This window comes from Aeromonas sp. s8 (genome assembly GCF_040907785.1).
GTDB lineage: Bacteria > Pseudomonadota > Gammaproteobacteria > Enterobacterales > Aeromonadaceae > Aeromonas > Aeromonas veronii.
In genome coordinates, this window is record NZ_JBFOCL010000028.1 from 104629 (window position 1) to 128737 (window position 24109).

At 60.1% G+C, this 24109-nt stretch carries 16 protein-coding genes and 1 pseudogene; 8 read left to right on the forward strand and 9 right to left on the reverse strand.

Features of this window, described 5'->3' with window-relative positions; translation table 11 throughout:
- Positions 1-122 precede the first annotated feature (122 nt).
- From cysK to crr, 4 genes are all read left to right on the forward strand, one after another.
- Positions 123-1091 (forward strand): cysteine synthase A, encoded by a 969-nt coding sequence (gene cysK, locus AB5Y86_RS09545; protein WP_005338267.1) that lies wholly within the window; start codon positions 123-125, stop codon positions 1089-1091.
- Between the two features lie 440 nt (positions 1092-1531).
- Positions 1532-1789: an HPr family phosphocarrier protein gene (locus AB5Y86_RS09550; RefSeq protein ID WP_005338266.1), complete on the forward strand. Its 258-nt coding sequence runs from the start codon at positions 1532-1534 to the stop codon at positions 1787-1789.
- A gap of 46 nt (positions 1790-1835) precedes the next feature.
- Positions 1836-3563 (forward strand): phosphoenolpyruvate-protein phosphotransferase PtsI, encoded by a 1728-nt coding sequence (ptsI, locus tag AB5Y86_RS09555; RefSeq protein ID WP_058058331.1) that lies wholly within the window; start codon positions 1836-1838, stop codon positions 3561-3563.
- A 42-nt stretch (positions 3564-3605) separates the two neighbouring features.
- Entirely contained in the window at positions 3606-4115 is a 510-nt protein-coding gene (crr, locus tag AB5Y86_RS09560) for a PTS glucose transporter subunit IIA (protein ID WP_005338264.1), read from the forward strand.
- A gap of 98 nt (positions 4116-4213) precedes the next feature.
- Here the strand turns inward: crr and AB5Y86_RS09565 are convergent, their stop codons facing one another.
- From AB5Y86_RS09565 to pykF, 5 genes and pseudogenes are all read right to left on the reverse strand, one after another.
- The gene (locus tag AB5Y86_RS09565; RefSeq protein WP_167557875.1) at positions 4214-5146 is read right to left on the reverse strand and encodes a GGDEF domain-containing protein; all 933 of its coding nucleotides are present in this window, start codon (positions 5144-5146) and stop codon (positions 4214-4216) included.
- 338 nt (positions 5147-5484) lie between these two features.
- Positions 5485-7515 (reverse strand): annotated as a pseudogene (locus AB5Y86_RS09570) (M13 family metallopeptidase).
- A 54-nt stretch (positions 7516-7569) separates the two neighbouring features.
- Positions 7570-7974 (reverse strand): hypothetical protein, encoded by a 405-nt coding sequence (locus AB5Y86_RS09575; protein WP_368192741.1) that lies wholly within the window; start codon positions 7972-7974, stop codon positions 7570-7572.
- A 408-nt stretch (positions 7975-8382) separates the two neighbouring features.
- Entirely contained in the window at positions 8383-11712 is a 3330-nt protein-coding gene (gene mscK, locus AB5Y86_RS09580) for a mechanosensitive channel MscK (protein ID WP_005359039.1), read from the reverse strand.
- A 150-nt stretch (positions 11713-11862) separates the two neighbouring features.
- On the reverse strand, positions 11863-13275 hold the full coding sequence (gene pykF, locus AB5Y86_RS09585; RefSeq protein ID WP_031227651.1) for a pyruvate kinase PykF: 1413 nt from the start codon (positions 13273-13275) through the stop codon (positions 11863-11865).
- A gap of 308 nt (positions 13276-13583) precedes the next feature.
- On the opposite strand from pykF, the gene AB5Y86_RS09590 reads away from it, so the two are divergent.
- Positions 13584-13826 carry a hypothetical protein gene (locus AB5Y86_RS09590; protein WP_100646456.1) on the forward strand — a complete coding sequence of 81 codons (243 nt, stop codon included), beginning with the start codon at positions 13584-13586 and terminating at the stop codon, positions 13824-13826.
- A gap of 167 nt (positions 13827-13993) precedes the next feature.
- Entirely contained in the window at positions 13994-14758 is a 765-nt protein-coding gene (locus tag AB5Y86_RS09595) for a class III extradiol ring-cleavage dioxygenase (protein ID WP_219263379.1), read from the forward strand.
- 93 nt (positions 14759-14851) lie between these two features.
- Here the strand turns inward: AB5Y86_RS09595 and AB5Y86_RS09600 are convergent, their stop codons facing one another.
- The 3 genes from AB5Y86_RS09600 to AB5Y86_RS09610 form a co-directional block, all read right to left on the reverse strand.
- Positions 14852-18604: an AAA family ATPase gene (locus tag AB5Y86_RS09600; RefSeq protein ID WP_368192745.1), complete on the reverse strand. Its 3753-nt coding sequence runs from the start codon at positions 18602-18604 to the stop codon at positions 14852-14854.
- Positions 18601-19827, reverse strand: coding sequence for an exonuclease SbcCD subunit D C-terminal domain-containing protein (locus AB5Y86_RS09605; RefSeq protein ID WP_368192747.1), 1227 nt, complete (start codon positions 19825-19827; stop codon positions 18601-18603). The genes AB5Y86_RS09600 and AB5Y86_RS09605 overlap by 4 nt, the downstream gene beginning before the upstream one ends.
- Positions 19828-19930: 103 nt before the next feature.
- Positions 19931-20359, reverse strand: a complete 429-nt coding sequence (locus AB5Y86_RS09610; RefSeq protein ID WP_040065867.1) for a GNAT family N-acetyltransferase — start codon at positions 20357-20359, stop codon at positions 19931-19933.
- 177 nt (positions 20360-20536) lie between these two features.
- Between AB5Y86_RS09610 and rdgC the strand changes: the two genes are divergently transcribed.
- Both rdgC and ggt read left to right on the forward strand, forming a co-directional pair.
- Positions 20537-21448 carry a recombination-associated protein RdgC gene (gene rdgC / locus AB5Y86_RS09615; protein ID WP_005347467.1) on the forward strand — a complete coding sequence of 304 codons (912 nt, stop codon included), beginning with the start codon at positions 20537-20539 and terminating at the stop codon, positions 21446-21448.
- Between the two features lie 191 nt (positions 21449-21639).
- Positions 21640-23421: a gamma-glutamyltransferase gene (gene ggt, locus AB5Y86_RS09620; RefSeq protein ID WP_368192749.1), complete on the forward strand. Its 1782-nt coding sequence runs from the start codon at positions 21640-21642 to the stop codon at positions 23419-23421.
- Between the two features lie 144 nt (positions 23422-23565).
- Here ggt and AB5Y86_RS09625 read toward each other — a convergent pair whose 3' ends face one another.
- Positions 23566-24036, reverse strand: coding sequence for an FKBP-type peptidyl-prolyl cis-trans isomerase (locus AB5Y86_RS09625; protein ID WP_005347462.1), 471 nt, complete (start codon positions 24034-24036; stop codon positions 23566-23568).
- Positions 24037-24109: the final 73 nt, after the last annotated feature.

Genomic DNA, 24109 nt, shown 5'->3' on the forward strand with positions numbered 1-24109 from the left:
GGGCCAGAGAGAATAAGCTCTATATGTTTTAATACCATATGGTTATAACGAATAGTCACTTCTCATTCAGAAACCACAGGGTAATCTTGTTTCATCGTCGTAACAAACACAGGGATAGCACCATGAGCAAAATTTTTGAGGACAACAGCCAGACTATCGGTCACACCCCGCTGGTTCGTCTCAACCGTGTTACCAAAGGCCGCGTGCTGGCCAAGATCGAGAGCCGCAACCCCAGCTTCAGCGTCAAGTGCCGGATCGGCGCCAACCTGATCTGGGATGCCGAGAAGCGCGGCATCCTGACCAAGGGTAAGGAGATCATCGAGCCCACCAGCGGCAACACGGGTATTGCTCTGGCCTTTGTCGCGGCAGCTCGCGGCTATCCCATCACCCTGACCATGCCGGCCACCATGAGCCTGGAGCGCCGCAAGCTGCTCAAGGCGCTCGGTGCCAATCTGGTGCTGACCGAAGGGCCGCTCGGCATGAAGGGGGCCATTGCCAAGGCCAACGAGATCCTCGAATCCGAGCCGGGCAAGTATGTGTTGCTGCAACAGTTTGAAAACCCGGCCAACCCGGAGATCCACGAAAAAACCACCGGCCCCGAGATTTGGGATGCTACTGACGGCGAAGTGGATGTGTTCGTGGCCGGGGTCGGTACCGGCGGCACCATTACCGGGGTCTCCCGCTATCTGAAACAGACTAAAGGCAAGGCGGTGGTCTCTGTTGCGGTCGAACCGGCCGAGTCGCCGGTCATCAGCCAGAAGCTGGCCGGGGAAGAGATCAAACCGGGCCCCCACAAGATCCAGGGGATCGGCGCCGGCTTTATCCCGGGCAACCTAGACCTCTCCCTCATCGATCGGGTGGAGAAGGTGACCAGTGACGAAGCCATCGAGATGGCTCGCCGCCTGATGGAAGAGGAGGGGATCCTGGCCGGTATCAGCTCCGGTGCTGCGGTGGTGGCAGCCAGCCGTCTGGCCGAGCTGCCGGAATTTGCGGGCAAAACCATTGTGGTCATCCTGCCGAGTGCGGCGGAGCGTTACCTCTCCAGCGCCCTGTTTGCCGGGGTGTTCAGCGAGCAGGAGCTGCAGCAGTAACTGATCGGAATCTTTCAAAACAGCGGCGCTCCCAGGAGCGCCGCTTCTTTATGGGCTAGACTCAACCCCTGTTAGTGTCACTTGATCCTTATTTTTTGGGGTAAAATAACAAGTTCCGGAGTGAGAAAAAAAGCAGACATTCCGCTCTAAATCTCATATCCTGTGCGGCGTCACGCGGTGTTTGCTGGCTGGGTATCACAAAGTAACAAAGTGTTATTTTTCGTTATAAAATAATTTCAGGCCAGTCCTGATGCGGCTTGTAGCCCAATAACTGAAAATTGCCAACCAGCGCGCCGATTACTGCACAGAAACTTGACCTGGATTAAACCATTGCGGGTCTGCTTTCGTTACTTTACAACATATCCATACTGACACGGTGGGTCAGGTTGCTTCAAAAACGACCAACCCACCAAAAAATATCAATAATATGGGGTGAAACCATGTACGAGAAGTCTGTTGTTATTACTGCTGAAAACGGCCTGCACACCCGTCCGGCAGCTCAGTTCGTGAAAGAAGCCAAAGAATTCCAAAGCGAGATCACTGTGGTCTCCGGTGGCAAGTCCGCCAGCGCCAAGAGCCTGTTCAAGCTGCAGACCCTGGGCCTGACCAAGGGTACCAACGTAACTATCCAGGCTGACGGCCCGGATGCTCAGCAAGCTGTTGAGAAGCTGGTTGCCCTGATGGACGAGCTGGAGTAATCCAGCTTTAGATTCCTCCCCCACAGTCGTTTTAATAGGAAGGATTATGATATCTGGCATTCTTGCGTCCCCCGGTATCGCATTCGGTAAGGCGCTTCTTCTTAAAGAAGATGAAATCGTTATCAATCAGGGCAAAATCTCTGCTGACCAGATTGATGCCGAGATCAACCGTTTCCTCGAAGCTCGTACCAAGTCAGCTACCCAGCTGGAAGCCATCAAAGAGATGGCCGGTCGCACCTTCGGTGAGGAAAAAGAGGCCATCTTCGAAGGCCACATCATGCTGCTCGAAGATGAGGAGCTGGAAGGGGATATCAAATCCTTCATCAAAGACAACAAGGCTTCCGCTGACAAAGCCATCTATGAGGTGATCGAACAGTACGCCAAGATGATGGCCGAGCTGGATGACCCTTATCTGCGCGAACGCGCTACCGACTTCCGTGACATCGGCACCCGTCTGGTCAAGAACGTACTGGGCATCGCCGTTGTCAACCTGAGCACCATCGACGAAGAGGTGATCCTGGTCGCCAAAGACCTGACCCCGTCTGAAACCGCTCAAATCAATCTGAAATATGTGCTGGGTTTCGTCACCGATATCGGTGGCCGTACCTCTCACACCTCCATCATGGCTCGCTCCCTGGAGCTGCCGGCCGTGGTAGGCACCAACGACATCACCGAGCGCGTCAAGAACGGTGACATGCTGGTGCTGGATGCGATCAACAACCAGATCATCATCAATCCGACCGCTGAACAGTTGACCGAAGCCAAGAAGTTCCAGGCTCAGTTCCAGGCCGAGAAAGATGAGCTGGCCAAGCTGAAAGATCTGCCTGCCATCACGCTGGATGGTCACCAGGTCGAAGTGTGCGCCAACATCGGTACCGTCAAGGATACCGAAGGTGCCATCCGCAATGGCGCCGAAGGCGTGGGTCTGTACCGTACCGAGTTCCTGTTCATGGACCGTGACGCGCTGCCGACCGAAGAAGAGCAGTTCAAAGCCTACAAAGAAGTGGCCGAAGCGATGCCGGATCAGCCGATCATCGTGCGTACCATGGACATTGGCGGCGACAAAGAGCTGCCGTACATGAATTTCCCGAAAGAGATGAACCCCTTCCTGGGCTGGCGTGCCGTGCGTATTTTCTTCGACCGCGAAGACATTATGCACGCTCAGCTGCGGGCCATTCTGCGCGCCTCTGCCTTCGGCAAACTGCGCATCATGTTCCCGATGATCATCTCTGTCGAAGAGTTCCGTAGCCTGAAAGCCACCGTAGAGACGCTGAAAGCCGAACTGCGTGCCGAAGGCAAAGCCTTTGATGAATCCATCGAAGTGGGTATCATGATCGAGACCCCGGCCGCTGCCGTGATGGCTCATCATCTGGCCAAGGAAGTGGATTTCTTCAGTATCGGTACCAACGACCTGACCCAGTACACCCTGGCTGTCGATCGTGGTAACGAGATGATCTCCGCCATGTACAACCCGCTGTCACCCTCCGTCCTGACCCTGATCAAGATGGTTATCGATGCGTCCCACGCCGAAGGCAAGTGGACCGGTATGTGTGGTGAACTGGCTGGTGACGAGCGCGCTACCCTGCTGCTGCTGGGTATGGGTCTGGATGAGTTCTCCATGAGCGCCATCTCTGTACCGCGTATCAAGAAGCTTATCCGCAACACCAACTTCGAAGATGTGAAGGCAATGGCTGATCAAGCACTGAGCTTTGCCACCGCCGCTGAAATCGAAGCATGCGTAGATAACTTTATTAAGCAGAAAGCAGTCTGCTAAGATCGGCTGCAAACAGCGACAAATCATCTCTAGGAGCTTTATATGGGTCTGTTTGATAAACTGAAGAAACTGGTTTCCGACGATAGCTCTGACACCGGCGGCATCGAAATTTTTGCTCCGCTGTCTGGCGAAATCGTGCCGATCGAAGATGTGCCTGACGTTGTCTTCGCCGAGAAGATCGTTGGTGACGGTATCGCCATCAAGCCGGCTGGCAACAAGATGGTTGCGCCGTGCGATGGTACCATCGGCAAGATTTTCGAGACCAACCACGCGTTCTCTCTGGAATCCGACTCCGGTATTGAGCTGTTCGTTCACTTCGGTATCGACACCGTTGAACTGAAAGGCGAAGGCTTCAAGCGTATCGCTCAGGAAGGCCAGCAGGTCAAGCGTGGCGACACCATCATCGAGTTCGATCTGGCCGTTCTGGAAGCGAAAGCCAAGTCTACCCTGACTCCGGTTGTCATCTCCAACATGGACGAGATCAAAGAGCTGATCAAAATGACTGGTGCCGTGACTGTGGGCGAGACCCCGGTTATCCGTATCAAGAAGTAATGCCAAGCTGGCTCACGCCAGTTGCGCAGTAAAAAACCGAAGCCTTGTGCTTCGGTTTTTTTATGGCCGCGAGTCGGCTTTCCGTTCTGATTACCACTCTATTCCGTCGAGATGACAACCCGGTTACGGCCCTGATCCTTGGCCTGATAAAGGGCCCGGTCTGCCATCATCAGCAGATAGTCGATGCCCTCCTGCCCCTTCATGCTGGCACACCCCAGACTGATGGTGAGGGATAGCTGCTTCCCCTGCCATGGCAAGCGGGTGGAACTGACATGCTGGCGCAGCTGTTCGGCGCGCCGTGCCGCCTGTTCAATATCGCAACCAGGCAGGATCAGCAGGAACTCCTCTCCGCCCCAACGGGCCAAACTCTCCCCCGGCAACAGCTGGCCAGCCATGGCGTGGGCGACGGCGCAGAGCGCGGCATCGCCCGCAGGATGGCCGTAGCGGTCATTGACCTGTTTGAAATGGTCGATATCTCCCAACACCACCGAGAGGGGCTCACCTTGCAACCAAAGGGCCTGCAGCTGTTGCTGGGCGCCGCGCCGGTTGGTCAGTTCGGTGAGCGGATCGGTGCAGGAGAGGCGGCTAACCTCTTCCACCATGCACTGCAGGTCGTGGATATCGCGAAAGGTGACGATATGGCCATCCGGGATGGCATCGGCACCCAGCTGGGCAGTGACGATAAACCAGCGCGACTGACCGCTCTTGCAGCGGATCAGCGCAGGCATTTCGGCGACCTCCAGCCCTTGCGACAAGCTCTGTTCCACCTGGGAGTGCCAGGAGTCGATGATGGTGCGGCGATACCCTTCATCCGGGTAGGCGACCTGAAACCAGGAGGCCATGTCCGGCAGATCGTCAAGGTTGTAGCCCAGCTGCTCAATAAAGGCTTTATTCAGGAAGCGGTGGCGCCGCTGCGGGATCATGTCGGGTGAGCAGCCATCGTGACGGGCAATGGATTCGGACACCAGAATAGGCAGCGGGATCACATCGAAGGAGCGAAACAGGATCTGTTGCAGTTCTCGGTCATTCATAGGAAAAGCGGCTCCACGATGCATCTTTTACATGCTTTACCATAGGTCAGACCTGTTTGGTGGTAAACCGATTTATAGCGGTTCCGCCGCCGGTTTTTCAGCCAATGGCAAAGGCGAGAAAACGGTGGAGTTGTTTGCCGTGGCCGTATCGGGTGAAAGCTGGGCAGGCTGAGGAGAAGGGGCAGAGCAAAAGGGTCAAAAAACCCACATGGTCAGGCACATGTGGGTCGGGAAAAACCAGGCAGGGTAAAACAGACACTCCCTGTGTCGGTCATCTTCAGCTCAGGTGGAGGTGGTCCATCTGCTGGAGCTTTTCGGGCCAGGGCCCCTGCTGGTGGTCACCAAATCTTCACGCGCTCGGAAGGTGGCAGATAGAGCTTGTCTCCCGGCTTGATGGCAAAGGCGCGGTAAAAGGCCGGCATATTGGCAACGACGCCATTAACCCGATACTCCAGCGGCGAGTGGGGATCTGTCTTGAGCAGAACGGCAGCGAGCTCGGGCCGGTACTTCCCTTTCCACACCTGCGCCCAGCCGATAAAGAATCGCTGCTCGGCGGTGAAGCCATCGAGCATCGCTGACTTGCGGTTGCCCAGGGCGAGCTGGTACGCCTTGTGGGCGATGGTCAGGCCGCCGAGATCGCCGATGTTCTCGCCAAGGGTCAGCTGGCCGTTGACATGCTCCCCCTTGATGGGCTCGAAACGGTCGTACTGTTTCGCCAGTTTTTGCGCTCTGGCGGTGAACTCCTTGAGATCGGCCGGAGCCCACCAGTTGTGCAAGGCTCCGTTGCCATCGAATTTGGCCCCCTGATCATCGAAACCATGGCTCAACTCGTGACCGATGACCGCGCCGATGGCGCCATAGTTGACCGCATCATCCGCCTTCAGATCGAAGTAGGGCGGTTACAGTATGGCTGCCGGGAAGACGATCTCGTTGTTGTTCGGGTTGTAGTAGGAGTTCACCGTCTGCGGATTGTCGAACCACTCCTCCCGATCCACCGGTTGATGGAGGCGGGCAAGGTGCTCGTTGTAACGCACCGTGGCCGCGCGCTGGGCATTGCCGACCAGATCATCGGGACGGATCTCGATTGCGCTGTAATCCTGCCACTGGTCGGGATAGCCGATCTTGACCCGAACCTTCTCCAGTTTCGCCAGCGCCTGCTGTTTGGTCGGGGCAGACATCCAGTCGAGCCCACCGATCTCCTGGCGATAGGCGGCGATCAGATTGCGCACCATGGTCGCCATCTGTGCCTTGGCTTCGGCCGGGAAGTAGCGCTCCACGTAGAGTTTGCCCACCGCCTGACCCAGATAGTCGTCCAGCACCTCCATGGCCTGCTTCCAGGGCTCCCGCTGCCGGGGGATGCCGCTCAGGGTCGTGCCGTAGAAAGCGAAGTGCAGGGCATTGCTCTGGCTGTCGAGATAGGGCGCATAAGTACGTAGCAGATGGAACAGGCAGTAGGATTGCCACTGCGCGATGCTGGTCTCCTGCATCACGGCGGCCAGCTTCTCCAGATAGTCCGGCTCACTGACGATGACCTCCGTTTCCCCGGCGATACCGGCCTCTGCCAGGTAGCGTTGCCAATCCAGGGGGGGCAGCAACTGACTGAGGCGAGCGATGGGCAGTTTGTTGTAGGTGAGGTTGTCATCCCGCCGCTTGACTCTATCCCACTGCAGGCTGGCGAGGCGGGTCTCCAGCGCCAGAATGCGATGAGCCTGTTCGCTCGCCCCCTCGACGCCGGCATGATTGAGCAGGGCGGTAATGAACTGCTCGTAGCTGGCCCGCACTGCCTTGCTGGCGGCATCTTCTTTCAGGTAGTAGTCCCGATCCGGCAGACCGAGACCGGATTGCTGCAGGTAGATCCCGTAGCTGTCAGGCTGCTTCTTGTCGGCCATGAACCCGATACCAAAGGGAGCGCCGCCCCCCAGCTTGTTAACACGGGCAAGGTAGATGGCCAGCGAGGCGCCATCATGGATGGCCATGATCTCGTCGCGCAGCGGCTGAATGGGGGTCAGCCCTTTGGCATCCCGTCCGGCCTGATCCAGATAGCTGGCGTAGAGATCGGCGATCTGCTGGCGAGGGGTTCCGGCCTGTTGCGGGCGCTTGAGCAGCTCCTCCAGCAACACCTTGCGATCCTCCAGCGACTTGTCCGCCAACAGATTGCCGATGGTCTGCCCCGGCATGTCATCCGGTATTTGGGTCTGGGCCAGCCAGTTGCCGTTGACGTGGCGAAACAGATCGTTCACCGCGCGCACGCTGTTATCCATACTGGCCAGATCCACCCCGGAGTGGCTGCCAGTGGCACCGGCGCATGGGACGAGGCCAAGCAGGGCCAGCGCAATGAGGCTGGCGATCATGCTGCGTTGCTGTTTCATCGTGAGAGTCCTGTATGGGGAGCCAGTAGTGAATTGGCTGTAACCGCTGGCCAATCAGCTGCGAACGACCGAGAGGAAGCGACCGTCGTGATTGAAGGTGCAGGTAAAGTCGACCGCATCATCGTCGGTCTCGTACTGGCCATAGACCTTGTATCTGTGACCGCTCTCTTCTGCCGACTCGGTGGTGATATCGCGCGGGGAGACATGGAATTTGCTGGCCGCTTCCCCCGAGCAGTAACGGGGCATCTTGCTGGTGGCCATATGCTGGTCATCGCGATCGTCATGCTGGCCATCATGCTCGTGTTTGTTATCGCTGTGCTTTTTCCCGGCGTAATAGCCAGCGGCGCCGATGGCCCCCAGCGCAGCTGCACCTATCAGGACTTTCTTGGTGTCCATATTCTGGCAGCCGCTTAATGCCAGACAGGCGGCCAACCCCATTACCATCAAGGAGTGTTTCATCTCTCGGATCCTTTCAATTATCAAATGAGCAAGTCGGTGTCAGCCGGGCGGTGGTCACAGTGCCCGGCGCTGGAATGGCGCCACTTTGCAATGGACAGGATGAAGAGGACACTCAAATAAAATTAAAAAAAGTTATAAAAATCCGGGAGCCGGAGCGAGCGCGGTATGGGGGGCGCGGTGAGGGGAGAAGGGCGCAGGTTTCATCCATGCGGTAAGTAGTGGTGTAGGGCAAGTGTTTGTTTTTAGACTTTTATTTCTCTTTATATTTTATCAAGGATGATGGCTGTCTGTTATGCGGCGGCCAGCCATGCTGGCGGTGGATAGCCGTCTCTATCTTCATAAACTGGGCATAAAAAAGCCGCTCACCTGGGTGAGCGGCTGTTGTCATCAGATCAATGCAGTTCGCTATCAGGCTGGCTGCTTGCCATCTTCTGCGGGCGGCGGCAGGGCGGCGGAGTTGGACTCCACCTTCTGCTCTTCGCCCTGCATGTTCTTGATGTAGACATCCATCTGGTTGAAGGCGATCTCGATGCCGTTCTCGCGGAACAGCTGGTCGATCTTGCGGTTCAACTCGTCCACCGCCGGGTTGCGATCCCCCAGTTCGCTCACGAAGAAGCGCAGCTCGTGATCCAGGGTGCTGGCGCCAAAGGTGAGGAAGTAGACGATGGGGGCCGGATCTTTCAGTACCCGACTGTTTTCGTCGGCCGCCTGCTTGAGCAGGGTGCGGGTCAGCTCGAGATCCGAGCCATACGCCACGCCCACCCGCACGATCACCCGGGTGACGGTGTCACTCAGCGACCAGTTGATGAGCCGTTCTGTCATTAGCTGCTGGTTGGGGATGATCACCTCTTTGCGGTCGAAGTCGGTCAGGGTGGTGGCGCGAATGCGGATCCGCGAGACGGTACCGGAGAAGGAGCCGATGGTGACGGTGTCACCGATCCGCACCGGACGCTCGAACAGGATGATGATGCCGGAGACGAAGTTGGAGAGGATCTCCTTCATGCCGAAACCGATACCGACTGACAGACCACCCGCTACCCACTGCAGCTTGTCCCACTGCACGCCCATCATGGAGAGAGCGGTGAGGGAACCGAAGCCGATCAGCACGTAGTTAAGCATGGTGGTGATGGCGTAGGCGGTCCCCTGAGCCAGGTTGAGCTTGGAGAGCACCAGCACCTCCAGCAAGCCCGGCAGGTTGCGCGCCAGTGACCAGGCACCGCCGAGCAGCAGGAAGCCGATCAGCACGTCACTGAGGCTGATGGGGAACAGCACGGCGTTGGCGCCGGTGCCTTCACTGCGGTGCCACAGCACCATGCTGTCGAGGTAGGAGAAGACCGCGACCAGATCGGACCAGAGCCAGTAGAAGGCGACGCCGAAGATCAGCATCAGCACGGTACGGGTCAGACGCAGGGACTGCTGGCTGACATCCTCCAGATCCATGGGCTGCTCTTCAATAGACTCACCACCTTCCGCATCTTCCGAAGATTTGTGCTCACGCTTGGCCACCGCACGGCGGTAGGCCAGACGACGGGCAGCCAGCTCCAGACCACGCAGGGCGGTGCGGTAGACCAGGCTCCAGATGATGATGAGGTAGAAGGATTCGATCAGACGACCGGTCAGCTTCAGCGCGGTGTAGTAGTAACCGAGCACCGCCAGCACAATCAGCGCCACCGGTGCCAGCGCCAAGGCGATGGCGATCAGCGACTTCTGCATGCTCGCCTCGCCCTTGATGCGGGCGCGGGAGATGGGGAACACCAGATAGGCGGCCAGCCCCAGCAGGGTCAGGGTCATGGCCTGGCCGATCACGTCGTTGCCCAGGGTGGAGGGTTCAACCACCGCCTTGGTCGCGAGCATGATGAGCGGCAGCAGTGGCAACCAGATGTAGCGCATGCTGTTGCGCTTGGCCTGCAGCTCCGCTTTCGGGATCCGGAAGTGGGTTTCGGCGATGCCGCCCGGGCGCATCACCGCCAGATAGACGCTGAACACCAGATAACCGAGGGCGAGGTTCAGGGTGATCTGGAACATCAGCTTGGGACTGAGCAGACCGCAGTAGGTGAGCAGCAGACCGCCAGCCAGAATGAACATGCTGCCCGGCAGGCGTTGCAGCACGGTATAGAGCAGGGCGCGCGGGGTGTGCCACTGGCTGTCCTGACGGAAACGGCCAAGGTCCTTGGTGATCTTCTTCTCGCGCTCAACCAGCGCCGGACGTTTCCAGACCAGCAGGCCGCCGATCAGCAGCAGCGGGAAGGCGAGCAGGGAGATCCCCAGCAACTCTTCGCGCCAGCGTTTCCAGTCCGGTTTCAATACCCAGTCGGAGGCCTGTTTGTAGGCCTGGGCGGGCCAGCTGATAAACCACTTGCTGTCGATGGGCTTGTTGCTGCTTACCCAGAAGATGTGTTGCTGCAGGGTAAATTCGATAGAGGCATAGACCCGCGCCAGCTGCTGCTGGGTCAGCTGCAGGCTGATGGCGTTGGTGAGCTGGCTGTCGAGTTGGCGGTTGAGCTGATCGAGCAGATTGATGCGGGTGTCGAGCAGCTTGGCAAGGCTCTCCTTGTCCTCCTCGCTGACCGGATCCTTGCTGCCGGCGATCAGATTGTCCAGATAGAGGTTCTTCTGGAACAGCTGGTCACGCTGCTGGCTCAGTTCAAACTGGGCCAGATGGAGATCGGCGATCTGCTCTTCCAGGTTTTTGACGGCGATGGTGGGCGCCGCTTCCAGCTGCTGGTAGAGCTGATAGAGGATGCGTGACAGCAGCAGATTGCCTTTGAGCATCTGCACCTGTTCATTGAGGTTGCGCTCGGTCTGGATGCCGCGCTCCAGCCAGCTTTTGGCTTGCAGGTTTTTCTGTACCAGCGAGTTGAGGCTGGTGGTGGCACCGATCAGCTGCTGGCTGAGCTGGTGGTTGAGCTCCTGCTCTTTTTGCACCAGCGGGCTGTCTTCGGTCGCCACCAGTTCACCGGTCTGCTCGGCGGTTTTTTCGGTGTCGCCGAGGCGCTTGGCGCTGCTCTGATCCTGCAACAGCTGCAGTTTCTGCTCTTCGCTGGCGAGACGGGCACTCTGGTAGTCGCGCTGCTTGATCGCCAGATCCTGCATGCTGGTACGGTTATCCAGCTCCTTTTGCAGGTGGGCCAGTTGCAGGTCGAGCAGGGCCAGCTCGGCACCGAGCTTCATCTTCTCGGCGCTGGAGACGCTTTCACCTGCGTTGAGGCGGGTACGGATCTCCTGACTGCGCTGGTAGGCACGGCTCATGCTGGCCTGGGCCCGCTCCGGCAGGGTCTGCAAGCTGGTGAGCTGGCTGCCGATGGCGCCGAGGGCCTCCTGGGCCGCCTGCATGTTGGCCAGCACTTCCGGCTGACGGCTGTCGAGCTCTGCCAGACTCATGCTGGCGTATTCGCTCTTGATCTGCTCGGCACTCTTGCCCTTGGTCAGTGCATCGAGCTTGGCGCTGATCTCTCTGAGCTCGGTGGGCAGGTTGCGGATCCGCTGGGCCTGGGTTTTGGCCTTCGCCTCTTCCTTGTCGATGCTGTCGAGCAGTCCGAGGGTTTCGGTCAGTAACTTCTGATCCGCTTGCTGACTGACGGTCAGGGTCTCTGATTTACCCAGACCATCCAGCGCTCGCTGAACTGCGTTGCGAGAGGGGACATCTTGCGCCATGGCTTGCGGGACGCAGAGGCTGGCGAGGAGACAGAGCAGCGGCAACAAGGTAGCCGAGACTCTTTTAAAACGTATTGAGGGCATATAACTTCCGGGTTATTACGCGATATTCGGGAGATTTCCCGCATAGATTAAATTCGCGTGGATTCTAACACCGGGCTTGGCAGGTAAGCAGGGGGGAGGGACAAAAAAAACGGCGCCCGCAGGCGCCGTTTTCAACTCGTTCAGCTCTGATTAAAGAACGTGAACAGAAGCGGTGTTGGTGGTGCCGCTCGGTACCAGAGCACCGGAGACCATCACAACTACGTCACCTTTCAGACCCATGCCGATTTCCAGCGCGGCTTCTTTACCGATGCGATAGAAATCGTCGGTAGAGGCGATGCTGTCAACCACGTGAGCAACCACACCCTTGGTCAGAACCAGCTGGGCAGCAGTTTTCTTGTTGGTGGTGATAGCCAGGATCCAGGCTTTCGGGAAGTACTTGCGAATGGCCTTGGCAGATTTGCCGCCTTCGGTAGCGACTACGATCAGCGGGGCGTCCAGCTTCTCGGAGGTCTCTACGGCGCCTTTACATACGGCTTCGGTGATGCGCAGCTTGTTGCTGTCGTTGGCTGCAGACAGGTTGGACGGCATCACGGCATCGGTACGCTCGCAGATGGTGGCCATGATGGTCACGGCTTCCAGCGGGTACTTACCCTTGGCGGATTCACCGGACAGCATCACTGCGTCGGTACCGTCCAGGATGGCGTTGGCCACGTCACCAGCTTCGGCGCGGGTCGGACGCGGGTTCTTGATCATGGAGTCCAGCATCTGGGTGGCAGTGATAACCACTTTGCGGGCTTTGTTGCACTTGGCGATGATCATCTTCTGGGCGAAGATAACTTCTTCAACCGGGATCTCTACACCCATGTCGCCACGAGCAACCATGATGCCGTCGGAAACAGCCAGGATCTCGTCGAAGTTGTCCAGACCTTCCTGGTTTTCGATCTTGGAGATGATCTGGATGTTCTCGCCACCGTGGGCTTTCAGGTGCTCACGGATTTCCAGAACGTCTTCTTTCTTGCGGATGAAAGAAGCCGCAACGAAATCAACGCCTTGCTCGCAACCGAAGATCAGGTCGCGCTTGTCTTTCTCGGCCAGGGCCGGCAGCTTGATGGAGACGCCCGGCAGGTTAACGCCTTTGTTCTCGCCCAGGTCACCGTTGTTCAGCACTTTACAGATAACTTCGCGCTCGGTGATTTCGATAACGTCCAGACCGATCAGGCCGTCATCAACCAGGATGCGGTTGCCGACGCGCAGATCGTTGGCGAAACCTGCATAGGTCACGGCCACTTTGTCTTTGTTGCCAACCACGGTCTGGTCGGTGGTGAAGGTGAAAGTCTGGCCAGCGACCAGCGCGACGTCGTTGCCGCCTTCCAGCTTCATGGTACGGATTTCCGGACCCTTGGTGTCCAGCAGGATAGCTGCGTGCTTGCCGGTCTCGGCCATTACAGCGCGCAGGTTGCTGATGCGGCTGCCGTGCTCGGCGTAGTCACCGTGGGAGAAGTTCAGGCGCATGACGTTCATGCCGGCGTCCAGCATTTTGGCCAGCATTTCTTTGGATTCGGTCTTCGGACCGATGGTGCAGACAATTTTGGTCTTTTTCATGTCAATCTTCATGGTTAAGGAATTTCCGCCGAGCAATATACACCAGTTTTTGGAATCTTTTTATGATCCAGAAACAACGTTTTGACCAGATAACGTTTTCTTTTCAGGGATAACGTTTTCCTGTGAGTCACATTTTAGAGCATACGGCCACAGGTTCGGGCTGAAGGGATACAAATGTTGCCATCTGTGGTTGTTTGGCCGGGTTGAGGTTCAGATGTTGTAAAATGACCACCCGTCCGCTGTCACCGTCTTGTCACCGGCTTGCGCAAAAATGTTAGTTCATTGGCGCACGGGTGAAGGAGGCCGGGATGAAAAACAGCCATGAAACCGGATGGGCTCTGCTCTTGCTGGGCGCCGCCCTGCTGCTGGTTCAGACACTGCCAGCCCGCTACTGGCCTGATAATGCGCGACTGCTGGCGATTTTCTCCCTCCCAGTGAAAGGGGAGGCGGCCGCCGAGGGATTGGCGTGGCGAGAGTGGCAGGATCACAGTGCAGCGACCCGGATGGCGCTTCGTGCAGCCCGACCGCTGCCGGATGCGCCGCAGCCTTGATATCTATTGCCGATTACCTGTCGTGAAGGCGTGAAATTATCAACCATTGGTTGACAGTTCTTATCTATCTTGCTGGATTGTTCACCTTTAATGGCAGGGGGATAATCGATTCCAACAGCGATATCCCCTCTGGTATCGCGCCCTGATACTTTGTTGGAGTCTGCTTTATGTCCCTCGCCCCCGTCTGGTTTATCTCTCACGGCGCACCGGATCTGGTGCTGCGTGAGCAACCCGCCACCCGCTTTCTGCGAACCCTGCGTCTGGGTGAGCTCAAGGGGCTGGTGGTCATCTCCGCCCACTGGTTCAGCCGCGAGCTGCAGATCAACGTCGAGCCCAAACCGGCCTTGATGTACGACTTTTACGGCTTTCCCGAGCCCCTCTACCGGATGCGCTGGCCTGCCAGCAGCCCCGAGTGGCTGCAACAAGGGGTGAGCGACCAGCTGGCACTGGCCGGACTGACCGCCACCCCGGTGCGGCGCGAGCTGGATCACGGGGTCTGGTCGCCGCTCTCCCTGATCGACCCAAACAGCGAGATCCCGCTGGTGCAGATCTCCATTCCCGCCAGCTTCACCCCGGCCCAGTTGTGGCAACTGGGAGAGGTATTGGGGGCGCTGCGCAGTCAGGGGATTGGCATCCTCGCCTCTGGCGCCATTACCCACAACCTGCGGGCGCTGGCACCGGAAGGCTCGCCAGTGCCGGAGTGGGCCAGCCAGTTTGTCGACTGGCTGGAGCAGAAGATGGCCGACGAGGATCGGCTGGCGCTGCTCGATTATCGTCGGCTGGCTCCCGGAGCAGTGGAGTCCCATCCCCACGATGACCACCTGCGCCCGCTCTTTGTGGCGTTGGGGGCGGCCGATGGTGTGGCACCGACCCGGCTGCACGAGAGCTGGGATGGCGGCAGCCTCTATATGGGCGCCTACCGCTTCGGCTGATAGCCTCTCAACAAGACCCCGCCAATTGGCGGGGTCTTGTTATTTACGGTGTAGTGATTTAGCCGATGGTACTGGTGATTGAGCTGATGCTACTCAGGGGACCACTACCCGGCTCTCGCCACCGCCGAGGGCTTCGATCCTGATCTGCACGCCGATCCGCTCCACCAGCGTCTGGACGTGGGAGATGACCCCGATCTGGCGACCGGCGGCCTGCAGGGAGTCGAGGCTGGAAAGCGCCAGATCCAGACTGTCTGGATCGAGCGTGCCAAACCCTTCGTCAATAAACAGCGACTCGACCTGGGTCTGCCGTGACGAGAGGCTGGAGAGGGCCAGCGCCAGCGCCAGCGACACCAGAAAACTCTCGCCACCGGAGAGGGAGTCCACCGAACGCACCTCGTCCCCCATGTCGAGATCCACCACTTGTAGCGCCAGATCGGTGCCGGGTACCCGCTCCAGCCGGTAGCGCGGCGATAGCTCGGCGAGCTGGGCGTTGGCCTCCAGCAGCAGACGCTCGAGGGTGAGGCTCTGGGCGAAGGTGCGGAACTTGGCGCCGTTGGCCTGCCCGATCAGATCGCACAGCTGCTGCCAGTGGTCGGCCACCGCCTGCTGGGCGGCCAGCTCCTGTTGCAGGCTGCCTGCCTTGAGAGCGGCTGCTTCGGCCTGTGCCAGCTTGCTCTTGCACTCGAACAGCTGCTCTTCAAGGGCGCGACAGCGGGCATCGAGCGCCACCAGCTGCTCGCTCAGCTCTGCATCCGGCAGGGCAGCCAGCTCGGGGTGATGCTCGCGATAGCGATCCCGCTTGCTCTCCTCCAGTGCCAGCGCCCGTTGCCGCTCGGCAAGGCGGGTGCGCGCCTCGCCAAGGGCATCTTCCAACCCTTGCAGGGCAGAGCGGCGAGCCTTGAGTTCATCGGGGCTGATGGCGAGCAGGCGGCGAAGGTCGTACTCGGCGATGCCAAGGGTACTGGCGTGGGCGGCCCAGCGGCCTAGCACCTCCCGCTTGCGGCGGCTGCTGGTCTGCTTTTCCTGCTCCACATGGGTGAGGCGGGTCTTGAGTTCAGTCTGCCGCTCCCGCAGAGCACGGCCGCCGCTTTGCATCAGCTCCAGTTCGCTGGCGAGTTGTTGCAGCCGCTGTTGCCAGCGGCTCTCGACCAGCGGGATCTCCTCGCCACCGAGACAACCGCTGCGGCTGGTGAGCAGCCCCTGCCGTTGCTGTTCGTGCTCCTTGTAGTCCCGCTCGAGTTTGTGCAGCAGCTCGCGCTGGGTCTGCAGGCGTGCCTCCTGCGCACTTAGTGCCGGGGTTAGGCTGGCGATCTCGCTGGCCAGACGCTCCCACTCGCTCTGGCCGTGCAGCCAGGCTTCGCAGGCTCGCTGCCACTCGTGCCACTGCTGGCTGCCGAGCCATTGGCGCCACGGTTGGCCGCCCATCTGCTCGTCGAGGCGGTGGGCGCCTTGCTCAAGGCGCTGGCGCAGGGTCGCCTCCTGCTCGCCCATCCCCTTCACTTCCCCTTCCAGTGCGATGCGCTGGCGGTCGGCCTCTTGCCACTGCTGGTCAAACTGCTGGTGCTGGGCAGCCAGTTGGCTCAGTTGTTGACGCACCCCTTGCAGCTGTTGTTGGCCAAGCTGGGCCTGACGCAGCTGCTGCTGGCTCTGGGCCAACCCTTGCTCCAGCGCCTGACCACGGCCAAGCAGGGTGCTCATCAGCTCGTTCCACTCAATGGGGCTCTGGCGCAGCGGCAGCGGATGGCCCAGCAGGGTATCGCCCCCCAGCTGTTGCCAGCGCTGGGTCAGCTGCTCGGCGCGGGTTTCCAGCTCCGGCAGATGTTGCTGACGCACCGCCAGCTGGCGGGCCAGCTCCTGACGCTCGCTCTCGCACTGAATGTACTGATGGTTGAGCCGCTCCCACTCCAGCTCCAGACTGCGGGTCCGTTCCGCCAGTTGACCAAGAATGCCAGCCACCTGTGGCTGGCTCTGGCTGTAGGGGTGCTCCCCGGAACCGCACAGCGGGCAAGGTTCGCCATCGCTCAGGATATGGCGATACTGCTCGAAGCTGGCGATGGCGCGGGACTGCTCCAGCGCGTGGCGCGCTTCATCCCGCTGCAGGGCGAGCCGCTCGCGGGCGGGGGCCAGCTCTTCGCCAAGGGTGGCTAGCTTGCCCAGCGCTTGCTCCAGCTGGGCAATCTCCTGCTGCAAGCGGCCATGCTGCTCGCCGTGGTTGCGGCCATAATCGGCCAGCTCCAGCAGCTGGCGCAGCTGACCCAGTTGTTCAGTCTTCTGCTGCCACTGCTCCTGCGCCTTGGCGAGGCGGCTCTCCCACTGCTGCTCCTGCAACTCGTTCTGTTGCTGTTGCAGCCGAGCTTGTTCATGTTGCCAGTAGTCTCGCTCCTGCTGGCCTTGCTCCAGCTGGCGCTGCAACTGCTGCAGGGCGCGCAGCTTGTGATCCCGCAGGGTGAGCAGCTGTTGCAGCTTGTCGGCATCCTCGGCCCAATCCTGCATGGCGGTGAGCAGGGGCTGCCACTGGCGGGCCACCGGTGCCAGCTCCTTGTGCTCTTCGAGCCAAAGGCCCCACTGCTGGTGCTGCTGCTTGAGCAGCTCCACCTGTCGGCTTTGCTCGCGCCAGCCCTGCTCCAGCGTGAGTTGCACTTCTCGCTCCTGTGCCCCCTCCTGCTGGATCTTCTGCAACTGCTGCACTTTCTCCCTGATGCGGGTATCGAGCTCTTGTGCCCGCTTGAGTTCGGGTTGCAGGGCGCCCCATTCCCGTTCGGCGGCGATCTTCTCCGCCAGCAGCTGCTGCTCGGTCAGCGCGCTCTGCTGGGTCTGCTCCTCGAGTTTGGCCAGCTCCGGCCCCAGCTCGGCGATCACCTTCTCCTGCTGCTGTACCTCAAGGGTGAGGCGGGCCAGCTCGTCGTGATCTGCTCGGGCCACCTGGGCCTGTTCGGCACGAGCGAACTCCTCGCGCTCGGGGGCCGCGGCGCCGTGGGCCTGCAGGGCGGCATCGAGCGCCGCCTGTCCCTCGGCGCAGCCCTGCAGCTGGGCGGCAATGCGGCTGTTGAGGTCGCGCAAGTCCTGCATCAGCAGCTGCTGTTGCTGCTCGTGCTTGAGGGTGGTGGAGAGGCTCACCTGCTGGCTTACCCAATGCTCGCGGGTTGCCTCGTCCATCAGCGCCACGTCGCCGAGGCGCTGGGCGATGGTGGCCAGCTTCTGCTGCTCTTCGCGCGCCCGTTCATAGGTCTGGATGGAGATGGCGGAGTAGAGCTCGGTGCCGGTCATCCGTTCGAGCAGGGCGGAGCGCTCGTTGGCGTCCGATTTGAGGAAGGCAGCAAACTCCCCCTGCGGCAGGATCACCGCGCGGCGAAACTGCTCCCAGGAGAGTCCCACCAGCTCGTCGATGCGATCCTGCAGCTCCCGCTTGCTGCCGGAGAAGACCTGCCCGGACTCCACATCGGTCAGGGTTCGCTCCTGCGCCTGAAAACGCCCCTCCGAGCGGTTTCGCGCCCGGCGCACCGCCCAGCGGGCCAGCCAGATGCGACCATCGCAGCCACGAAACTGCACCTCGGCAAAACCGCTGGCGTGGCCGCGACTGAGGATGCCGCGCACGTCGTTGGCCTTGAGCTTCTCTTCATCATCCATGCGGCCCACTTCGGCCACGTTCTTGCGATTGGCGATAAAGCGCGGCATCTCGTCGTATAAGGCCAGACAAATGGCATCGAGCAATGTGCTCTTGCCCGCGCCGGTATTGCCGGTGATGGCAAACAGACCGGCGGCGCCGAGCGCCCCCCTGGTAAAGTCGATGGTGAAGGGGCCGGTCAGACTGGCCAGATTCTCACCTGACAGAGACAAGATTTTCATTGGTTTGACTCCTTCACCTGCTCCAGGATCTCTTCAAACGAGGCAACCAGCCCAGCCTCGGGCTCCCCTTCAAACTGGCGCTGATAGCAGAGGCGAAACACCTCGGTGGGGGAGAGCTCATCGAGCCTGCGCCGCTCGCGACCATCGGCCAGCCCTTCGCCCGAGCCCTGATACTGGGTGCTGATGCGGGCCAGACGCACCGGTTTGTCTGCGATGGCGGCGAGAATCCGTTCGCGGATGCGGGCCTCGGGCTTGGGCAGCAGCAGTCGCACTTCGAGGAAAGGTTGTGCCTCTTGTGGACAAGCAGGCAGCTCGAGCGAAGCGATGGCTTTGAGTGCGTCGTCGAGGGTGCTCTGGGGCAGGCGGATCATCTCCACCGCGCGGGGCACCGGGATCCGCTCCAATCCGGTCAGTTTGTCTTCTGCAAAGGTCACTTCCAGCACCTGATGGTTGTAGTTGGCTTCGGCGAGCGAAAGCGGCAGCGGCGAGCCGCTGTAGTGCACCCCCTCGGCCGGGCTCTGGGCCAGATGGAGGTGGCCGAGCGCCGTGTAGTCTGCACCGGCAAAGAGTTCGGCGGGCAGGGCGTGCTGGTTGCCGCCAAGCACCCGCCGCTCCGACAGCTCCGAGAGCTGGCCCGCCGCCAGATAGGCGTGGCCCATGGCGATGAGCGGCAGCGCCTCCCCGCAGCGAGCGCGCCCTTCGGCCAGCACCTCGGCGTAGACCTGTCGAACCCCTTCGATCAGTCTGTCCTGCCCCTCAGCCAGCTGTTCCACCCGCAGATAGCTGCTGCGCAGGAACGGCACGGCGGCACACCAGGCGGCAATGTTGCCCTCCCGGTCTTGCAGCGGTACCAGCAGGCGGTCGGTCTCGAGCTTGCCCTCACTGTCGCGGCTGATGCTGCCCACCAGATGCAGATCAAAGGCGCGCAGCAGTTCGTGTGGGGCATCGAGCTTGGAGGGGGAGTCGTGGTTGCCGCCGATCAGCACCATGTTGAGGTGGGGCATCTCGGCGCGCAGCCGCGCAAGAAAACGGTAGAGCTGTTGCCAGGCACTGGCGGGGGGGTTGGCGGTATCAAACAGATCGCCCGCCACCAGCAGGGCGTCGATCTCGCGCGCCTTGAGGGTGTCGCTCAGCCAGTCGAGGAAGGCATCGTGTTCAAAACGGCGGTCATGACCATGGAGTTGATGGCCAAGATGCCAGTCGGCGGTATGGAGGATTTTCATTGGAAAGCAGCCCGGTTGCAGGGACGGTGCCTGTGGCACCCGATGGAGACAAGATGAGGATGCCCCGTGCTTTTTTCAAGTAAAACAGGGGGCTGGCATCGATTCAGGCAGGTTCGCAGCACATCCGGTATTGGGGGTGGCCGGTAAGGGGATCGGACTCCTCGGCCTCGATAACGAAGCCGTGGCGGCGATAGAAACGCACCGCCTGATCATTCTCGACAAAGACCCGGGCGTGGAGTGACGCCCCCTGACGCTTGGCCTCCTGCAAGAGGGCATGGCCAACGCCGCGGCCCTGACGGTCGGGGCGTACGAAGAGGGCGGCGAGATAGTTGTCCACCATCGCCATGAAACCGAGCAGATCGCCACGCTCCTCGAACACCCAGATGGCGGCGCGATCGAGATAGCGGGTACGCAGATCCTCCTGGGCCTGCCACCAGCAGGAGGCATCGACGAAATCGTGGGCCTGCAGGGAGGCCAGCAACCAGATTTCGACGATCTCTTCCATGTCTTCCGGGCGACTGGGCCGCAACATACCTTCATCCTTATTAACAATTTACTTTCGCAGTCTAGGAGAACTTGATGAACAAACTGGTGACATAAATGAGACCCTGTGAGGTCGATCGCCCTTTATTTAGCGAGAATGATTGGCTGATCACAAAGCGCCTCTCTAGTACAATGCCCGCCGGACAATCTAGAGACCGAGGACGCCATGTGGTTTAAAAACCTGCAGATTTATCGCTTTACCCGCCCCTTTGACCTGACCGTGGATCAGCTGGAAACCCAGCTGGAAGCCTGTGCCTTCACCCCTTGCGGCAGTCAGGACATCTCCCGTTTCGGGTGGGTCAAGCCCCTTGGCAAATTCGGCTCAACCCTGACCCACTCTGCCTCCGGCCACATCCTCATCTGCGCCCGCAAAGAGGAGAAGATGCTGCCCGGTACCGTGGTCAAGGAGATGCTGGCCGAGAAGGTAGAGGCGATCGAGTTCGAGCAGGGGCGTGCCCTCAAGAAGAAAGAGAAGGAGGCGTTGAAAGAGGAGATCCTCCACACCTTGCTGCCCCGTGCCTTCAGTCGTACCAGCCAGACCTTCGCCTGGATCAATCCGGCCGACAATTTGATGGTGGTGGATGCAGGTTCTGCCAAGAAGGCGGACGACCTGCTGGCGCTGCTGCGCAAATCCATCGGCTCTCTGCCAGTGGTGCCGGTGGCTCTCAAGAACCCGCCCGAGATCACCATGACCGAGTGGTTGAACGAGGGCAACCTGCCCGCCTCCTTCACGCTGGAAGACGAAGCCGAGCTGCGCAGTGCCATGGAGCACGGCGGTATCATCCGCTGCAAGCAGCAGGATCTGATGACGGATGAAATCAAGAACCACCTGGCCAATGACAAGCTGGTGACCAAGCTGGCCCTCAACTGGGGCGAGACCGTCAGCTTCGTGCTGGGGGATGATCTCTCTATCAAGCGTCTGAAATTCAGCGAAGAGCTGCGCGAACAGAACGACGACGTCACCAGCGAAGATCCGGCCGCCCGTCTGGATGCGGACTTCGCGCTGGTCACCGCCGAGCTGTCCCAGTTTATCCCGGCGCTGTTTGCCGCCCTGGGTGGCGAAGAGCAGTCCATCTAACCGGACTTGCGCCTGTTTGGCCTCTGCCATCCCATCGTAAAAGCCGCCTTCGGGCGGTTTTTTTATATCTATTGCGGATAGCCATTATTGATAGATAAGTAAGATATTGATCTTGTTCAATAACTTGAGCTGTCAGCGCCAATCGTGACATAGTCCCTCTTTATGGTCATAAAACAGACAAGGAGAGTGTCATGTTGCGCAAACCTCTGGGGCTGGCTATCGCCCTTGCCCTGCTGGCCGGTTGTGCCAGTGACAACGGCTTTCACTACACCCCGCCAGCCCAGACCCTGATCGCGCCGGAAGCCGCCAGTGGCTGGACCGACAAACAGGGCTGGCAGGGCCATGACTTCATGGTGGCGGCCGCCAACCCGCTGGCGGTGGATGCGGGCTACCAGATCATCAAGGCCGGTGGCAGTGCCGTCGATGCCGCCATTGCGGTGCAGCTGGTATTGACGCTGGTGGAGCCGCAATCCTCCGGGATCGGTGGCGGGACCCTGCTGCTGGTGTGGGATGGCCGCAAGGTGAGTGCGGTGGATGGTCGCGAGACGGCGCCGGCCGCTGCCACCGACCAGCTGTTTATGCAAGATGGCAAGCCGCTGGCGTTTTATGACGGGGTGGTCGGGGGCCGCTCGGTCGGCGTTCCCGGTACCCTGCGCGCGCTGGCACTGGCCCATCAGCGTTATGGCAAGTTGCCCTGGGCTGCGCTGTTCGAGCCTGCCATCACGCTGGCAGAACAAGGATTTGTGATTAGTCCACGGCTGGCCACATTGCTGGCTAGGGATCCCTATCTGGCACGGGATCCGCAGGCGCGAGCCTACTTCTATCAGGCGGATGGCAGCCCCAAAACGGCGGGTACCCAGCTGACCAACCCGGCGCTGGCCAAGGTGCTGCGCACTCTGGCTACAGAGGGGGCGGATGCCTTTTATCAGGGGCCACTGGCGGATGCCATGGTGGCCAAGGTTCGCCAGCATCCCACCAATCCCGGGGTTCTGGCGGCCACCGATCTGGCCAGCTATCAGGCCAAAGTGCGTGATGGCCTCTGTTTTGACTATCGCCAGAGCAAGATCTGCGGCTTTCCCACTCCCTCGTCCGGCACCCTGGCACTCGGCCAGATCTTCGGCATGCTGGAGAGCCGTGATATGGCGGCCCTCAAGCCGATCACCACGAAGGAGGGGGGACTGGCAGCTTCCAGCGAGGCTATCCACCTCTACAGCGAAGCGGCGCGTCTCGCCTTCGCCGATCGCAACCAGTACGTCGCCGACAGCGATTTTGTCAGCGTGCCGGTGCAGGGGTTGCTGGACAAGGGCTATCTGGCCGAGCGCGGCAAACTTGTCGGTCAGCACTCCATGGGGATTGCCAAGCCCGGTACGCCGCCACTGGCGCTGGCGCGGGGCCAGGATGCGACTCCGGAACTCCCCTCTACCAGCCATGTCTCGATCGTCGACAAGGCGGGGATGGCTATCTCCATGACCAGCTCCATCGAGGATGGTTTCGGATCGCGTCAGATGGTCAACGGCTACCTGCTCAACAACCAGCTCACCGATTTCTCCTTCACCTCGGTGGATGCTGCCGGTCTGCCGGTGGCAAACCGGGTGGAGCCGGGCAAGCGGCCCCGCTCCTCCATGTCACCCCTGCTGGTGTTTGACAAGCCAAGCGGCGAGCTGACCATGACGCTGGGCTCGCCGGGGGGCTCCGCCATCATCAACTACGTGGGCAAGACCCTGCTCGGCACTCAGGATTGGGGCCTGAACCTGCAACAGGCCATCAACCTGCCCAACTTTGGCAGCCGCAACGGCCCCACCGAGCTGGAAGCGGGGCGCACCCCCATGTCGGTGGTCGAGGGATTGAAGGAGAGGGGACACGAGGTGGTGCTAAATGAACAAACTTCCGGCCTGCAGGGGGTTGAGCGAAACGCTGGCGGCTGGTTTGGCGCAGCGGATCCGCGCCGGGAAGGGATCGCCAAGGGGGAGTAAGGTTCCCATAACAACAAGGCCAGCATAATGCTGGCCTTGTTGTTGATGGAGCGTGACGGAGCACTTACTGGATACCCAACAGCTCCACGTCAAAGATCGGCACGGGCGCGCAGTGGGATATTGCCACTGGAGCATCCTGCGCAGTTACTGGATACCCAGCAGCTCTACGTCAAAAATCAGCACGGATCCCGGCGGGATTTTGCCTGCGGCGCGGTCGCCGTAGGCGAGGTTGGCGGGGATGTAGAAACGGGTCTTCTCACCTTCCACCATCAGTTGCACCCCTTCAGTCCAGCCGGCAATCACCTGATTGAGGCCAAACTCGATGGGCTCGCCACGGGCGACCGAGCTGTCAAAGACGGTGCCGTCCAGCAGCTTGCCCTCGTAGTGCACCTTCACCTTGCTGGTGGCGGTGGGGTGAACGGTGCCGGTGCCTGGGGTCAGCACTTCGTACTGCAGGCCGGAGGCGGTGGTGGTCACCAGCGGCTTCTCCTTGTTGCTGGCGAGGAACTCGGCGCCAATCCGCACGTTGTCGGCCGCCAGCTTCTTGTTGTTGCTGCTGGAGTAGAAGTAGTAGGCCACACCGGCGATGAGCAGCGCGATCAGTATGAATTTCATCGGTTTTTCCTGTTCCATGAAATGTAAAAAGTGCAATGAGGGCGCCATCTTATCGCGCACAGCCCCTGATGGC

What these genes read in the sequence shown, in the direction of transcription:
- cysK (WP_005338267.1), top strand. Translation starts at nt 123, where the DNA reads ATGAGCAAAATTTTTGAGGACAACAGCCAGACTATCGGTCACACCCCG.
- AB5Y86_RS09550 (WP_005338266.1), top strand. Translation starts at nt 1,532, where the DNA reads ATGTACGAGAAGTCTGTTGTTATTACTGCTGAAAACGGCCTGCACACC.
- ptsI (WP_058058331.1), top strand. Translation starts at nt 1,836, where the DNA reads ATGATATCTGGCATTCTTGCGTCCCCCGGTATCGCATTCGGTAAGGCG.
- crr (WP_005338264.1), top strand. Translation starts at nt 3,606, where the DNA reads ATGGGTCTGTTTGATAAACTGAAGAAACTGGTTTCCGACGATAGCTCT.
- AB5Y86_RS09565 (WP_167557875.1), bottom strand. Translation starts at nt 5,146, where the DNA reads ATGAATGACCGAGAACTGCAACAGATCCTGTTTCGCTCCTTCGATGTG.
- AB5Y86_RS09575 (WP_368192741.1), bottom strand. Translation starts at nt 7,974, where the DNA reads ATGAAACACTCCTTGATGGTAATGGGGTTGGCCGCCTGTCTGGCATTA.
- mscK (WP_005359039.1), bottom strand. Translation starts at nt 11,712, where the DNA reads ATGCCCTCAATACGTTTTAAAAGAGTCTCGGCTACCTTGTTGCCGCTG.
- pykF (WP_031227651.1), bottom strand. Translation starts at nt 13,275, where the DNA reads ATGAAAAAGACCAAAATTGTCTGCACCATCGGTCCGAAGACCGAATCC.
- AB5Y86_RS09590 (WP_100646456.1), top strand. Translation starts at nt 13,584, where the DNA reads ATGAAAAACAGCCATGAAACCGGATGGGCTCTGCTCTTGCTGGGCGCC.
- AB5Y86_RS09595 (WP_219263379.1), top strand. Translation starts at nt 13,994, where the DNA reads ATGTCCCTCGCCCCCGTCTGGTTTATCTCTCACGGCGCACCGGATCTG.
- AB5Y86_RS09600 (WP_368192745.1), bottom strand. Translation starts at nt 18,604, where the DNA reads ATGAAAATCTTGTCTCTGTCAGGTGAGAATCTGGCCAGTCTGACCGGC.
- AB5Y86_RS09605 (WP_368192747.1), bottom strand. Translation starts at nt 19,827, where the DNA reads ATGAAAATCCTCCATACCGCCGACTGGCATCTTGGCCATCAACTCCAT.
- AB5Y86_RS09610 (WP_040065867.1), bottom strand. Translation starts at nt 20,359, where the DNA reads ATGTTGCGGCCCAGTCGCCCGGAAGACATGGAAGAGATCGTCGAAATC.
- rdgC (WP_005347467.1), top strand. Translation starts at nt 20,537, where the DNA reads ATGTGGTTTAAAAACCTGCAGATTTATCGCTTTACCCGCCCCTTTGAC.
- ggt (WP_368192749.1), top strand. Translation starts at nt 21,640, where the DNA reads ATGTTGCGCAAACCTCTGGGGCTGGCTATCGCCCTTGCCCTGCTGGCC.
- AB5Y86_RS09625 (WP_005347462.1), bottom strand. Translation starts at nt 24,036, where the DNA reads ATGAAATTCATACTGATCGCGCTGCTCATCGCCGGTGTGGCCTACTAC.